Source organism: Microvirga massiliensis, assembly GCF_001006805.1.
Taxonomy (GTDB): domain Bacteria; phylum Pseudomonadota; class Alphaproteobacteria; order Rhizobiales; family Beijerinckiaceae; genus Microvirga; species Microvirga massiliensis.
Genome location: NZ_LN811353.1, coordinates 222758 through 236856, shown reverse-complemented (window position 1 = coordinate 236856; position 14099 = coordinate 222758). Strand labels below are relative to the sequence as shown.

Below are 14099 nucleotides of genomic sequence, written 5' to 3'. Positions count from 1 at the left end.
AGCCCAATTCAGGAGCAGGTCGTCGAAGCCGGGTGCAAGAGCAAGAGTAAGCCATGCCGGGCCGCTATGGCCATTGGAGCGTTCGGGGTCGTCCTGCGGCTCGACGACATCCGCGAGGATCTGCTCGGGATCCAGCCCCAGAATCGTGAGGGTGCGGTCGGTGCTGCGGTCCGACCCGCTCACTCGCATGCGCTCTGCCGCCAGCGGGCCTGCCAGAAGCAAAAACGCCAATATCAACCGAACGAGATTTGCGAATGCCGATCCGGCGCTCAAGGTCCGATATCCTCGGAGAGGCCACCGCCATTAGATCACCCGGATTGCGGCAAAATGAAGCCGTTTCTCAGGCACGGCACCTTGGAGATGGCAGCCTTCAGCTCGGAACTGGCCTCGGCCTCGCCGCCGCACTGATAGAGTGCCGGCCGAACCCTCCGCCGCTCGCGGGAAAAGCGGATGCGCACGAGAATACCTGCTGACGCCCGAAGCAAGTCCGGTCAACATGGCGGTGCATCCTTTCGGGTGAGATCTGCATGACGCCGGCTTGGCCCCGTTCGATCTCTGCGCATCTCCGGCATCACGAGCGCTTCTATAAAGCTCTCGCGCTCGGTGTTCTCGTCTGGATAGTCATCGGCCAGGCAATACCGCCATGGCATCTTGCGATTGCAGGAAATTCCTTCTTCGGCGTCTATCTCGCTTTCATGGCTGGCCTCGTTCGCCGTGCGACTCCTTCCAGCCTGCGCCGGCGCGCGGCATCGGCGGATGAAGGCATTCTCCTCATCATCGTCATCACGCTCGCGGCAATCGTTCTGAGCCTCGGATCGATCTTCGCTCTCCTGAACGCACCGGGCAGCCCGGACGGACTGCAACTCATGCTTTCCCTCGCCAGCGTGCCTCTGGGATGGGTCACCCTCCATACTATCATGGCGATACATTACGCTCATCTCTTCTACGGACCGCATGCATCCGACCGCGCGGCTGTTGCCGGCGGCCTGCAGTTCCCGGGCACTCCCGAGCCCGACCTGTGGGATTTTCTCTATTATGCGTTCGTGGTCGGGATGACGGCTCAGGTTTCGGATGTTCAGGTTGTCGGAGCGCAGATGCGGAGGGTCACTCTCGTGCATGGTGTCGTGTCGTTCTTCTTCAACACGGTGATCCTGGCGCTTGCCGTCAATGTCGCGGTTGCAGCGGCTCATTAGACGAGGGCGCCACGTCCGCAGCCTCGGAGATTCGTCCGGGATACGCGGCCTCCGCTTCTGCGAGAAGCCGAACCTCGTGCCGCCGTGCAAAGAAGGCGGCCGCCGCGATCAGGATGGTTCCTGCGATGGCCCCCACGATCCCGACAGGCCCGAGCACGCGATGAGCCTGCTCGCCGAGGTAGTAGCTGCCGGCTCCGAACAGCGATGCCCACGCGACGGCACCCGCGATATTGTAGAGTACGAAATGCGACCACTTCATGTGGTTCACTCCGGCCAGAACGGCTGCAAGAACACGCAGGAAGGCCACGAAGCGGCCCAGAAAGACAATCTTTCCGCCATGTCGCAGAAACAGATATCGGCCGAGCTTGATCCGGGAATCGGTCAGGCCGACGTAGTGACCATATCGGGGAAGGAGGCGGTCGCCGACCGTTCGTCCCAGCCAGAACCCGATATTGTCTCCGACCACTGCGCCGGAAGCCGCAGCCGCAATGACTCCGATCGGGTTCAGGTCATGGGTTGCACCCGCATAGATCGATGCGGTGATCAGCACGGCCTCGCCGGGAAGGGGAATCCCCATGCTCTCGAGGGCAACGATCCCCGCAATGGCCGCATAGCCGTAGGTTGCGACGAGGTCTGGCAGTTCGCCGTGCAGCACCGGAATCATTCCGCATTCCTTCTTGCCCGGCTGCTAGGTTCGGGGGCCGGACTTACCCACTGCCATGCCTCGGCACGATAGCTGGGAGAAGCCGATCGAAAGGGCCGATACTGCCTCACGACGTGATCCTCCGCAGCAAAACCGCAGCGCCGAGCCGCCTTTTCCGCAGATGATTCCGGCCAAGTTCAGAAACCAATTGTGCTTTCCCGAATTGATTCGGAGCGAAACTTCGTCTCGGCAGACGAGGAATCGGGTATCGGAGTATCGACCTATGAAGAAGATTGCACTCCTTGCGGGAGCGGCGCTCATCATGGCGAGCAGCGTCAATTCCGCCGAGGCTCAGTGGCGCCGGTATGGCTGGTATGGTGGCCATGGCGGCTACTATTACGGCCATCGGGGCTGGGGCAACGGCGGCGCACTTGCGGCCGGCCTAGTCGGCGGCGCTGTAGTGGGTGGGCTTTTGACGGCGGCAGCAACGACCCCGGCCTATGGCTATGGTTACAGCTATCCGGCCTACGGGTATCCCGCCTACGGCTACGGTTATAGCTACCCGGCCTACAGCTATCCCGCCTACAGTTACGGCTACGGATATCCGGCCTACAGCTATCCCGTGGCGTCGCCCTATTACGGCACCGGATATGGCTATTACGGAGCCCCCGTCGTCGAGCGCCGCGTGGTCTACCGCACGGTCCCGCGGACACGGGTCGTGTATCGGACAGTTCCGCAAACCCGCGTCGTCTATCGAACGGCCCCCCGGTATTACCCCAGAGCCGTCTATCGCCAGTCGAACGTCGTGCATGCCCGCAGGCATGTGCGCAACGTCGCGACAACCGGGTCGGTCCGCCCCGTGCACGTGCGCAGATACACCCGTTAAGGCCGGGACTGGTCCTGCAAAAGAGGCCCCAGACGGGGCCTCTGACGTTCAGGGGGCGTTCTGACGCTGTCACATCGCAGCCGTGAATCTGGCTTCGCAAGCCGAGTTCTGGATTGCTTCACTGCGTTCGCAGTGACGACGTGGTTCCGAAGTCTGCTTCCGTTCCCGGCTATGCTCTTCGTATCTTCACGTGCTAACCGTCATTGCGAATGCAATAAAGCAATCTAGCGGAGACAGGGCAAGCAAAGAGCGGTCTAACTCTTACCGTCGCTGGCATCAACGACTAGAACAGACTTGCCGTCCCGTTCCAGATGCCTGCCGGTAGCCATCAGTCGCGCATCGGCGAGGATAGCCTGTATCCTGAACATGAGGCTGTAAGAACAAGACGAGGTATGGGAGCTCATCCGGAGGTAATGATGTCGGAAAGCATGTACCCATTGTCGACACGGGAGCTCGCTCAAAAGCGCCGTGACGCGACGCCGGAGACCGAGGCCGCCTTCCAAGCCTTCAGCCAGAAGGTATTTGCGGAGGGGGCGCTGTCCGCCAAAATGAAGCAGATCATTGCCGTCGCGGTGGCGCACGTCACCCAATGTCCGTACTGCATCAAGGGCCACACGAAGGCGGCCCTCAGGCAGGGTGCCTCGGAGCAGGAGCTCATCGAAGCTATCTGGGTCGCCGCCGAAATGCGAGCCGGCGGCGCATATGCCCATTCCGTTCTGGCGATCGAGGAAATCACGAAGGCAGCCGAAAAAGTCGGCTGATGTATCGAAAAGGACCAGGAGAGCGCGCAGCCGGACCGCGGGAAGGTTGGGCCGCGCTTCACGCCCTGGTACGCGAAACCATGGATTACCTTTGGCGATGCTCTTGCGGCTGTGCGCTGGTCGCAGCAGGCAACTGTACTTTCCAGCACCTTTCGCGGAAGCGTTTATATACCGAAACTGCAGACATCACTCCCCGGCTCCTTGATCACCACGCTCTCCTACCCAGCCTGAGGGACTATAGTCGAGTTCATTGAACGCACCTCGGCTATGCAAGGACCCGCTCCGCAACAGATCGACCATGATCTCAGGGGCTCCAATAGCATCAACGCACACGAGCCCTTCCATTCTGGTCCGATCTTGGGCGGTCGCTGCGCGACAGTCCCTGATAATCCCTATTGGCGAGGCGCTCGGGACGGCTGGAAGTGATTTGCTGGCTTTCAGGGTGCCGGTGCTCGGTTGCACACCCCAGCCTTCGCATAAGGAGATAGATCAAATGTCGCACGAGGAAGATGTCGTTGCTGGGCGGCCCCATCATCCGCTGGTGCAGCATCTTGCACTTCCCGTGGCTTGATCTGCTCGGGGAGTTCCGGTTCGCCGGCTTGTTCGATGGCAGGTGATGCAGACTTCATCTCGGACAGGGTTAGATCCCCACCTCCGGTATCGCGGCGGTTTCCATTTGGGACGAATGCGCAATGTGAGCGCAGGCCGGCGTGCAGCGAATACTTTCTCCTTCGGAATACCTGCGTCCGTGCATCTTTGGGCTTTGAAACGGCGTCAGAGACCAGGACATCTCCCAAGACGTAATGCTCCTGCCCTCCGGGCTCGGGCAGGTTACCATGCTCATCCCCGGGTCCGATGCTGCGGACTTTACCCTGCTCGAGCGCGACCACCCGCCCCGACATGCGGATAGTCTCCGGCCGATGGGCAATGACGATGCGCGTGATCCGCATCTCCTGGAAGGCGGCGTTCACCAGCCTTTCCCGTTCAATGTCGAGGTGGCTGGTCGCCTCGTCGAGCAGGAGAATGCTGGGTCGCCGATAGAGCGCGCGTGCGATTACCACGCGCTGCTTCTGGCCACCGGACAGCACCGTTCCCATGTCGCCAATCAGAGTGCCGTAGCCCATTGGCATAGCGATAATATCGTCGTGAATGGCAGCACCCCTGGCGCACTGCATGATGCGATCGAGATTAGGCCTTTCCGAGAAAAAGCTGATGTTGTCGGCGATCGAGCCTGCGAACAGCTGATCGTCCTGCATCACGACGCCGATCATCGCCCGGTAGTTTTCCAGGCCGATGCGAGCGAGGGGTTCGCCATCAACAAGTATCTCGCCATGGCTGGGCTTCGCCAGCCCGGCCAGGAGCTTCAAGAGCGTTGACTTCCCGCCGCCCGATGGTCCGACGATAGCAAGTGACTCCGCGGCCTCGATCCGCAGGTTCAGGTTGTCGAGCACCCAGGGCTCCTGCTCGCTGTAACGGAAGCTGACGTTCCGCAGTTCGATGGCCGGAGGCGCTCGCTCCTCGAATGGTGGAACTAGCGAGGTCCGCGTCTCCGGCTCGGTCAGCGCAATATCAGCCAATCGTTCAGCATGAAGTCGCAGCATCTTTAGATCCACGGCCCGATCGATGAGCTCGGTCGCGCGCCCGATGAACTGATCCTTGTAGGAGATGAAGGCGAGCAACAGGCCAACTGAAAGGGTGTTGTCCAAAACTCGTCTGGCGCCGAGCCAAATGATCAGGATCTTGAGAGTTCCCAAGAGCAGTGCATTGCCTGTCCGGAATAGGAATCTAAGCTTGTCGGCCGCGAGGCGGCGGTTGGTGGCCTCGATCAGAAGATTCAGCCAACGAGCCCGGCGATCCTCCTGCCCGTTGAACAGCTTGATCGTGCGAATGCCGCGAAGGGTTTCGAGGAAGTGGGTGTCGAGTCTCGCTCCCCACACGATCGCCTCGGCCGAGGCCTGTCGGAGGGGTGTATAGGAGGCCCAGCGCAGGACAGCGTAAAGAACCGCCACGGCCACCACAATACCCGCCATTCCCGGAGCGATGACCAACATGATCGTCAGTGTAAGGCCTGTCATCAGGCCGTCCATGACGGCTTCGACCAGCTCCGAGGTGATTGCGCTCAGGATGGCCTCCTGGGAGGAGAACCGGGAGGTCACGTCGCCGAGATGACGCGCCTCGAAGAACGAGGCTGGCAGGTTGATCAGATGCGAGAACAGGTTCGCTCGCGACTGCACTTTGAGCGTTGCACTCAGCCCCATCAACATCCAGCTTCGCATCGCGGTGATGGCAGTTTGCAGCAGCAGCAGGAGCAGGAATCCAAGCACAAGTGTTAGCAGGAGGTCGCGGTCGGCAGAAACCAGTGCATGATCGACGACCCAGCCCATGAACAAGGGGCTGGCCATCGCAAAAACCTCGATCGCCAGTGCGAGGGAGAACTGGTGAAACAGGGCGCGCTTGACTCCGACCATTCGACCGAGCAGCTTCCGGAATCGAATGCGGGGCGGGGCAGTCGCGGTCTCGAAGCGATCGGTTGGGTAGAGTTCGAGCGCCACTCCCGTGAAATGGCGCGACAGCTCCGCTTCCTTAGTACGACGTATGCCGAAAGCGGGGTCGTGGATTACTGCGCCGGAGCGCCCGATGCTGACGAGAACTACAAAATGACTTAAATCCCAGTGCAGAATACAGGGCAGCCGCAGCTTGGATACCTCCTCGACCTCGAGACGTAACGGGCGCGTTGCGAAGCCGAGCTGATCCGCAATTCGGATGAGTTCCTTGAGCGTTGCTCCCTTGAGCGACAGACCATAGCGCCGGCGCAGGTCGACGAGGTCCGCCTCATAGCCGAAATAGCTCGCGACCATAGCCAGGCTAGCGAGGCCACATTCGGAGGCCTCCGTCTGCAGGATCACTGGGGTGCGGCGCCCCCAACCCAGGTTCAGGCGTGCATCGTCGCTCATCCATTCCATTTCCCGCTGATAGTGAACAGGGGCTCAAACATCCACTCGATCAGGCGTCGGTTCTCGAGGAGCACGTCGGCTTCGAGCTGCATGCCCGGCTGCAACAGCATGGGCTTGCCATAGGCCATGACGGTCTGTTGCGTCAGATCGACGGTGACCCGGTAGATGGGCTCGTTGGCTCCATAGAGGGCAGTCAGGCCCGCGAGTTGCTGGGTCATCTCCGCCGGGCTGATAGCGGAGCGCGATACGGAGGCCACGAAACCCTCATGCAACCCAAACTTCTGATAGGGGAATGCCTCGTAGCGCAGCATCACCCGCTGGCCCTCCCGGAGGAATCCGACGGCGCGGCTTGGACTGAAAAGCTGGGCCTGGAGAGTTGCCCCTGTAGGGACAATGCTCATGAGGGGAATGCTCGGCTGTGCGCTACCGCCTCGCTCGATCTGCAGCCCGGTGACGGTGCCGTCCTGAGGCGCGAGGATCACGATCTCCCGGCGCTCCTCGGCCTCGGCTAACTCCTGTTCGAGCGCCGCGACGTTGCGCTCGATTTCGGCGAGTTGGGTGGCGCGTCGAAGAGGAATCTCGCTTAAGGCGGCCTTCAATTGAAGGCGTTCGCGTTCCAGGCCAGCCTGCATCCGTTCCAGTCCCTGTAGCTTCGCAGCCTGCTGGATTCGCTCCCGTTCGGCATCTTCGAGGCGCGGCATCGTCACGATATCCCGCACGCGCATCTCCCGCGTCCGCTCGGCAATCTGCTCGTTCAGCTGGAGCTGTGTGCGTTGCAAGCTCAGCTCCCGAGTCAGGTAACTCTGCTCATTCTCCAATGCCTTGAGCCGCCGCATCAGGTCCGCGGCCTGCTGCGTGAAGAGGCGCTTCTGGACCGCTTTCTCCTCGACCATGCTGTCACGGCGCTTGATCAGACGATTGACGATTTCCTGGCGCGTCGCTCCGAGTGCCTCGCTTTGTATTTCGGTGGACACGGCCAGCAGCGGCGTGTCTTTCTTTACCTCCATGCCTTCCCGCACGTGGATCTGCGTGATCACGCCTGCTTGCGGGGCAAAGACCCGCACCAGACCCTGCTGGGGCACCAGCCAGCCATTGAGACGCGCCTTGCGGGTGTAGGAGGTGAAGAACAGGAGTCCCAGCACGGCGGCAGTCGCCAGCAGGGCCAGAACGGCAAACATCCAGTGGGCGATCCTCGGCTCCAGCAGAACCGTGCCGAGCCACTGCGACTGGTGCTCGACCATCACCTCCGGTCGAAAGAGCGGCTGGACTGCCGCAGGCTTCTCGGGCTTGATCAAGTCCTGTGACATACGAGCAGAGTGACGCATGGCACTTCGCCCGTGACCTCCCGGTACTCTCATAGAGCTGTCGCACGCCTTTTGCGGGGATTTGGCCCGCGGTGCCCTTCGTATTGTCCGTCAATATCCCTCGAAAACTGCACGGATTTCTTCCTGCACCTTCCCCAAGGCCGGCTTTGGAATGCACGGGGGCTGCACTGACAAGTGCCTGCTGTTGCCCACCTCGCTTCGAGAGGACCCAATACATCAGAGTGGCACCTCCACGACTGATCTGATCAGTTCCGGGCGGAGCCGCCACTCTGTGCCGGTTGCTTCTGCTTCGGCTGCCCGACTCAGCTGGTGCAGTCTAGATTTGCTATGTCCGGAGAGCCGTCATCACCGTCGTTACTACAACCGTTGTTGCCTTGCTTTTATGCCGCGCCAGTGTGGTAGTGGTTGTTATCACCATACCCGCATCCGGGACGAGTTTCCTTGCACTTATCCTTATCCTTGTCCTTATCCTTGTCCTTATCCTTCTCGCACTCGTCCTTCTCTTTCTCACACGGCTCACAACATTCGGCCCAGGCACCATAGACGTGAACGAGTTCTTCGCTTGTTAAGTCGCGCATAACAATTTCCTCAAGACTTGGGGATGTCCTCAGAAAACGCATCACTCGCGGCGTCGCGGAGAATTGCCGAGCTTTTTCGCAGGATAAACTCGGCTTTGATCCCACGCAGCGTCGATTTATGACTTATGACTGCTCTGGCCATACGTCTGTCGGGAAAGCAACATTATGTGTTCACAAAAGCGTTTACTATGTAGCAGCAAGAAGAGATACTACATAGGAGGTAGGAGACCCACCCAAAGGACAGCTTGGTGCAGACACAGCCAGCGGATGATTCCAGGTTCTGCGAGACTCCAGGATATGAGGTCATCGGCAATCACACAGAGATGGAGACCGAGACCGGCGAGGTGATAGTACTCTTGAGCGTCGATCCGCACTGGCAGCGGCCCTCGTCATGGCAAAGCGGCGGAGTGCACTCTCCCATCAAGACGCCCAATCTGTCTTGCGCGGCGGCACTTATCACCGACCTCATGAGCCGGCAGGTGTCATTCATCACCACGGAGATTGGCCCCCTGCAGACCCGCTCATGCCGCACCTTTGAACTGCTCTTGCGAAGGCACTGTGGGCTTGATCTCGGTTAGGGTAGCCATTGGAACAGCGCTTTGTCATCGACGTGGTGAGCGAATCCTCACTCTCGGAATGTGGGGCAGAGGAATCCGGAGTACACCTTGAGGAATTTTCATGGGCATACCAGACTCGGCTTCAAGCCGCTGGTCGGGTCTGGTCATTAATACAAGAGACGAGAATGCGAAGATTTGCCCGATTCCTATAATTTACTGGCCAGTCAGTGGGCACGCCTCTGATCCTCCTACCCTAAAATGCTCCAGAGAATCGGGAGTGTTTGGGTGCACTCCGCACAGGAGGCCAACATGGTTCCTAGCTCTGTATGCCAGCTTCGGGTATTCGGAGTGGCCGTCGCGCTCCTCCTTCTGCCTGGGCTAGTCCCATCGGCCGCACTCGCGCAAACTCCGCCGTCGCGATCGATAAAGCAGACCGCGTCTGCTCGAGACCCGAACACAGTCGGGATTGTCGCAGGAGGTCCTGAAGGGAGTGCCCTCTCGTTCGTCGATGAAATCGCGAGAGTCCTGGTATCCGGGCAGGAGACCGGCCCTCGCGGAGAGTTGGCGCTGCGTGTCCTCCCGGTTGTCGGTCGCGGAGGGGTTCACGACATCCGCGATGTTCTCACGCTTCCTGGCGTCGACATGGGGATCACACAGGAGCACATGCTCACCCGTCTTCAGGAGAGCAAAGAGCTTGGAGATCTCGAGAGCAAGCTCGTCTACATCACCAAGCTCTTCAACGAAGAGTTGCATGTCATCGCGCGGGAGGACATCCGGCAACTCTCCGATCTTACCGGCAAGCCCGTCAATTTCGGAGATTACGGCAGCAGTGTTGAGGACATCACACGCGAGCTTTTCAGGACTCTCGGCCTCGAGATGTCGGAGGTTCACGTGAGACAGGATGAGGCCCTGAAGGAAATGCGACAAGGCAGGGTTGCCGCGACTGTCCTTCTGGCTCCAAAGCCAGCGGCCTTTGTCGAGCGCCTCACACGCGACGGCGGATTTCATCTCGTCCCAATCCCGTTTCCTGCTGACACAGGGCTCCTTCTGCCCGCCTCCCTGCGCTATGAAGACTATCCAAACCTCATCCCGGCAGGACAGAGGATAGACACAGTTGCGATCGGGACCGTCCTCGTGGCCTATGACTGGCCGGAGAAGAGCAGTCGTCACCGGCTGCTGAGCGATTTTGTGGATGCATTCTTCTCCCGCTTCTCTGAATTCCAGGCTGCTTCACGACTTCCCAAATGGCAGGAGATCAATCTCGCCGCTTCCCTGCCGGGCTGGAGGCGGTTCAAGCCGGCTGAACGTTGGCTTCAGAGTTCGCAGGCCCGACAAAGAGGCAGTACTGCTACAGGTTCGGTGCCACGACCTGACTCGACTGGAAGGGACGCCGAAAATGAACGCCTGTTCAGAGAGTTTCTGCTATGGCGTGAACAACAAAGAGGGCGCTGAAGTGGTCTTCTCGCAGGAGTGAAATGAGCCTTGGTTCCCTACGATGAATGGGAGGTTGCGATGGGATATGAAGCAAGCGCCGAACAACACACTGTAGAACTTGATAAGTGGGAGGCCTGGGACGATTTCCTCGAAACAAAGACCAATACGGGCTTCAGGCAATCATCGTGGTATACGGCCTTCAAGGCTGCCCGTGGATGGAAGCACTTTGGGACGGTGCTGAGGGATGGGGAAGCTATCGTCGGGGGTGCTATGGTTCTAGAGCGATCATTCACCCCTGAAAAATGCTACTACTACGTACCTGATGGCCCGGTGTTCCTGGAAGATGACTCGAGCGCTGAGCAGGAGCAGGTGTTTCGCGCAGTCATGGATTTTGTTGAGAGGAAACGGCAGAGTGAGCAGAAAGCGGTTAGCCATTTGTCTATCGAACCACGGTGGGAACATGTGCCCAGCTTCGTGAGGGGGTTTCGCGAATCCAGCCATTATTATGGTTCACCCCGAGATACTCATTGCATTGATTTGATCCCACCCGAAATCGCCATACTGGCCCAGATGAAGCCGAAAGGCAGGTACAACATTGGTGTCGCTCGGCGACTCGGCGTGTCGGTCGTTGAGGATGTTTCTCCGCAAGGCATCGAAGACTTTCTAAAAATTTATAGGGAGACATGCGACCGTAAAGGGCTGCACGGACTTTCTCCCGGTTATTTTCATACATTGATCCCGGTGCTTTCGGCCTCAGAAAGAGGTTCGATATTCTTCGCAGAGTACCAAGGCACACGAGTCGCAACGGCTCTTGTAGTATACTTCGGCCGCACGGCGACATATTATCATGGTGGTTCACGTGCCATTCACCGCAACGTGATGGCGCCCTACCTGCTGCATTTCGAGATCATGCGAAAGGCAAGAACTCTCGGCCTCCAGCTCTATGATTTGTTTGGCGTTACTCCACAAGGCGGACCATGTGATGGATGGACGGATATCAGCATGTTCAAACGGAAATTTGGAGGACGAGAGCTTCGCCTCGTGCCAACGCTCGAATACATCTATGATCCCGTCGCATATAAAGAGTGGGAAGCTATAGAAGAAGAGTGAGCTTACGCCTTGGTGAGTGGGCCGCGTTCAGTCAACCAAATCAGCCTGGGTGGGAGCAAACTGATGGAGTCGCAACCTATCGCGGGCAAGCCCCATTGAACGAGTACAGCCATGAAGAAGCAGTTGATTGCTGCCGGTGTGCTGGCGACCTTGATCACTTCGGCCGCTGAAGCTCAAACACCTCCGAGGCACCCACCTCGCGGCTTCAAGAAGGTCAGCGATCTCGTGACGCTCCCAGGGTTCCTGCCCGGGCTGGGTGTGCTTTATGTCCGACCCGAAACTCTGCCTACAGGCCCATTCCTCGCGTATGACCGGCATGGACGGCGGGTCAGCACCATCTACATGATCCCAGTTGAGGACATTGCAAATCGCAAGAAGTTCGACTTGGCAGGGTTCGCGGGCCGGAACGATCACGTGTCCATGTATTTCAATGGAGGTCATCCCGGTGTGGAGATGCCCCATTACCATGTCGTGATCTGGCATGTGAACAAGCGGGGTGAGGCACGAGTAGCCAAGTAGCGCTCCGTCGGCATGACCCGATTGTTGAAATGCCTCCACTCTCGATCCAGATTCAGGTCCGATGCATTTGGAAGGCGTGCAGGCCGAAACGGGCGAGCCCCGAATTTGCCGAGTTGGTCTCCCGAAGCCGAGTTGGGGCACACCGGGCTGCGAGCCGGACTGACTTCCGCCACGTGCAAGATCGATGCGGGTTCCTCGAGCAGCCGCCGATCGCCATCTCGCGTCGACGACCGGCAGTAACGGCATCTTGCGTCCGCCCTCCCCCTATCGCGTCGAATCGCGCCATTTGCGGCTACGCTTGAACCCGTCTCAACTCACACGCGTTAACTTGCGTTAACAGCGTATGGAGTTCCCCATGAACAAAAGTGTCACTATTGCTGCGGTTCTCGCCATCTCCAGCCTCCCGATTGCGGCCCACGCCCAGGGCAGCGGTGCAGTTCCCGGTGCGGTCGGAGGAGCGGCGGCCGGTGCAGTCGTAGGTGGTCCCGTAGGCGCCGTCGTCGGCGGCGTGGCGGGCGCTGCCCTCGGAGGAGCGCTTTCGGCCGATGAATCCACCAAGGTGAAGCAATACGTTGTCCGGGAGCACAGACCATCGGTGCGTGTCACCGAGAAGGTGACGGTCGGCGAGCCATTGCCGCCGAATGTCGAGCTGTATACCGTGCCGGCCGATACGGGGGTCCGCACCGACTACCGTTATACGGTCGTGAACGATCATACCGTGCTGGTCGACCCGCGCAGCCGCAAGATCGTGCAGGTCATCGAGTGACTTCCGTGCTCTGAAGGACGGCGGGTCGGCTTGCTCCGTACGGGACGAGCCCCACTCGGGATCCGGGTGGGGCCATTCGGAGAGTCGATGCATGACGGCACTCCTTTGACCCGGACGCATGCGCCGTCAGCCTCACAGACGTGCTCCGCGAGAGCGCATTGATGCCCGCACCGGCGGCATGGTTATGGCGCCTCACCGATCAGGCGATCGACCATCGCCCTGATGGCCCGCATCTGCGGCCCGTTGCGATTGTCGTAGTTCGGCCCGGTATAACCCCAGAAATCCCAGCAACGGTTCGGGTTCACGGCCGATGCCGTCGTTTGTGGATAGAGGACGACGATATGGTTGGTCGCGGCCCAGCGATTGTAGCCTGCATCACGGATGAAATCGTCGTACACGCTGTCGACATCTTGCTTGCAACCGTGGAAAGCAATGTGCAGCCGGCATGGTTCTGCGGTGCAACGGGTCGGAAGATACAGATAACCGACGCCGTGGAGGCCGGCGCTTTCGGCGGCCGGGCCGAAGAACTCGGATTGGTCGAAAGCGAGCAAGGTCCCGTCTCGATGAGGGTCATCCGAGGCCTGCTCGAAATCCTCGGGATAGAGATGGCGCAGGAGCATCTCGGCAGCCTCGTAGCCGCACTGGATGATGTAGGGCGGCTCGTGCTGACCGCATGTCCGCACGGGAAATTTGCTTTTGCCCATGAACGTGCCGACTGGCATGCCGTGATTAGCTGACGTTTCGCCCCTGTTCTTGTCGAATACGAGTTTCGGGGCATCCACGCCGAACACACCGTAGAGTTGCGCGAGCGTCTCCATGACCTGCAGCGGAACGATATGATCGCTCCGGCCGTGGAACAGCCAGACCCGGCTGTCCGCAAGATGGGATGGATTGTCGATCAATCCCTGGTTTGCGCTTTCTCTGATGAGCCCGGCCGAATCCTCAACCTTGGGAAGGGCAGGACGCAGGCCATAGTAGCGGTCGCCGTAATAGTGCGTGCAAGCCACGACGGCCGCGGAGACCCGGTCCAGAGGAACCCGCCAGAAGGGCGACCATGGATTCGGGATATCCTCGACACAGCCATACGGTCCACCCGCGATGATTCCTGCCCCTTTGACGAGCCTGGAGAAGGCGACATGGAACTGATGCGCGAAGAATCCACCCGATGACAGGCCCGATACCGTAATCGCAGTGCGGTCGAGATCCGGGAGTGCCGGCAATTTCTGGTTCGTCGAATGTGGCGGCGGGTCGGGCAAGCGGTCTTGGTTTGCCTCGCAGTCCGTCGACAGCAGCATGGTGACAGCGAGAATCAGCGCCGCGAACAAACGGTTCACGGTTGCCCCCTTCTGCATCATGAAGGTTCGCCCATGCGC

The 14099-nt window shown here is 59.6% G+C and carries 11 protein-coding genes and 1 pseudogene; 8 read left to right on the top strand and 4 right to left on the bottom strand.

Features of this window, described 5'->3' with window-relative positions; genetic code table 11:
- Nucleotides 1–527 precede the first annotated feature (527 nt).
- Nucleotides 528–1193: a DUF1345 domain-containing protein gene (locus BN1233_RS13720; RefSeq protein WP_046864142.1), complete on the top strand. Its 666-nt coding sequence runs from the start codon at nt 528–530 to the stop codon at nt 1191–1193.
- On the opposite strand, the gene BN1233_RS13715 is transcribed toward BN1233_RS13720, so the two are convergent.
- Nucleotides 1165–1857, bottom strand: a complete 693-nt coding sequence (locus BN1233_RS13715) for a DedA family protein (RefSeq protein WP_046864141.1) — start codon at nt 1855–1857, stop codon at nt 1165–1167. The genes BN1233_RS13720 and BN1233_RS13715 overlap by 29 nt on opposite strands.
- A gap of 262 nt (nt 1858–2119) precedes the next feature.
- Here BN1233_RS13715 and BN1233_RS48365 point away from each other — a divergent pair, with 262 nt between their 5' ends.
- Nucleotides 2120–2722 carry a hypothetical protein gene (locus BN1233_RS48365; RefSeq protein ID WP_048709152.1) on the top strand — a complete coding sequence of 201 codons (603 nt, stop codon included), beginning with the start codon at nt 2120–2122 and terminating at the stop codon, nt 2720–2722.
- 416 nt (nt 2723–3138) lie between these two features.
- The gene (locus BN1233_RS13705; RefSeq protein WP_046864140.1) at nt 3139–3483 is read left to right on the top strand and encodes a carboxymuconolactone decarboxylase family protein; all 345 of its coding nucleotides are present in this window, start codon (nt 3139–3141) and stop codon (nt 3481–3483) included.
- Nucleotides 3484–3920: 437 nt separating this feature from the next.
- Here BN1233_RS13705 and BN1233_RS13700 read toward each other — a convergent pair whose 3' ends face one another.
- Together BN1233_RS13700 and BN1233_RS13695 are read right to left on the bottom strand one after the other, a co-directional pair.
- The gene (locus tag BN1233_RS13700; protein ID WP_082145449.1) at nt 3921–6437 is read right to left on the bottom strand and encodes a peptidase domain-containing ABC transporter; all 2517 of its coding nucleotides are present in this window, start codon (nt 6435–6437) and stop codon (nt 3921–3923) included.
- Nucleotides 6434–7762: a beta-barrel domain-containing protein gene (locus BN1233_RS13695; protein WP_147707228.1), complete on the bottom strand. Its 1329-nt coding sequence runs from the start codon at nt 7760–7762 to the stop codon at nt 6434–6436. The genes BN1233_RS13700 and BN1233_RS13695 overlap by 4 nt, the downstream gene beginning before the upstream one ends.
- A gap of 1393 nt (nt 7763–9155) precedes the next feature.
- Between BN1233_RS13695 and BN1233_RS51075 the strand changes: the two are divergent.
- From BN1233_RS51075 to BN1233_RS13665, 5 genes and pseudogenes are all read left to right on the top strand, one after another.
- Nucleotides 9156–9860 (top strand): annotated as a pseudogene (locus BN1233_RS51075) (TAXI family TRAP transporter solute-binding subunit); the annotation flags it as partial.
- A gap of 171 nt (nt 9861–10031) precedes the next feature.
- Entirely contained in the window at nt 10032–10349 is a 318-nt protein-coding gene (locus tag BN1233_RS49665) for a hypothetical protein (RefSeq protein ID WP_244470900.1), read from the top strand.
- A 60-nt stretch (nt 10350–10409) separates the two neighbouring features.
- Nucleotides 10410–11441 (top strand): lipid II:glycine glycyltransferase FemX, encoded by a 1032-nt coding sequence (locus BN1233_RS13675; protein ID WP_046864136.1) that lies wholly within the window; start codon nt 10410–10412, stop codon nt 11439–11441.
- A gap of 111 nt (nt 11442–11552) precedes the next feature.
- The gene (locus BN1233_RS13670) at nt 11553–11960 is read left to right on the top strand and encodes a DUF5602 domain-containing protein (protein WP_046864135.1); all 408 of its coding nucleotides are present in this window, start codon (nt 11553–11555) and stop codon (nt 11958–11960) included.
- 355 nt (nt 11961–12315) lie between these two features.
- Entirely contained in the window at nt 12316–12726 is a 411-nt protein-coding gene (locus BN1233_RS13665; RefSeq protein ID WP_046864134.1) for a DUF1236 domain-containing protein, read from the top strand.
- A gap of 182 nt (nt 12727–12908) precedes the next feature.
- Here BN1233_RS13665 and BN1233_RS13660 read toward each other — a convergent pair whose 3' ends face one another.
- A complete protein-coding gene (locus BN1233_RS13660; RefSeq protein WP_187144291.1) occupies nt 12909–14060 on the bottom strand; it encodes an extracellular catalytic domain type 2 short-chain-length polyhydroxyalkanoate depolymerase in 1152 nt (383 codons plus the stop codon).
- Between the last annotated feature and the right edge of the window lie 39 nt (nt 14061–14099).

Excerpts from the sequence above, each read along its gene's own strand:
- BN1233_RS13720 (WP_046864142.1), top strand. The coding sequence starts at position 528 with ATGACGCCGGCTTGGCCCCGTTCGATCTCTGCGCATCTCCGGCATCAC.
- BN1233_RS13715 (WP_046864141.1), bottom strand. The coding sequence starts at position 1,857 with ATGATTCCGGTGCTGCACGGCGAACTGCCAGACCTCGTCGCAACCTAC.
- BN1233_RS48365 (WP_048709152.1), top strand. The coding sequence starts at position 2,120 with ATGAAGAAGATTGCACTCCTTGCGGGAGCGGCGCTCATCATGGCGAGC.
- BN1233_RS13705 (WP_046864140.1), top strand. The coding sequence starts at position 3,139 with ATGTCGGAAAGCATGTACCCATTGTCGACACGGGAGCTCGCTCAAAAG.
- BN1233_RS13700 (WP_082145449.1), bottom strand. The coding sequence starts at position 6,437 with ATGAGCGACGATGCACGCCTGAACCTGGGTTGGGGGCGCCGCACCCCA.
- BN1233_RS13695 (WP_147707228.1), bottom strand. The coding sequence starts at position 7,762 with ATGCGTCACTCTGCTCGTATGTCACAGGACTTGATCAAGCCCGAGAAG.
- BN1233_RS13675 (WP_046864136.1), top strand. The coding sequence starts at position 10,410 with ATGGGATATGAAGCAAGCGCCGAACAACACACTGTAGAACTTGATAAG.
- BN1233_RS13670 (WP_046864135.1), top strand. The coding sequence starts at position 11,553 with ATGAAGAAGCAGTTGATTGCTGCCGGTGTGCTGGCGACCTTGATCACT.
- BN1233_RS13665 (WP_046864134.1), top strand. The coding sequence starts at position 12,316 with ATGAACAAAAGTGTCACTATTGCTGCGGTTCTCGCCATCTCCAGCCTC.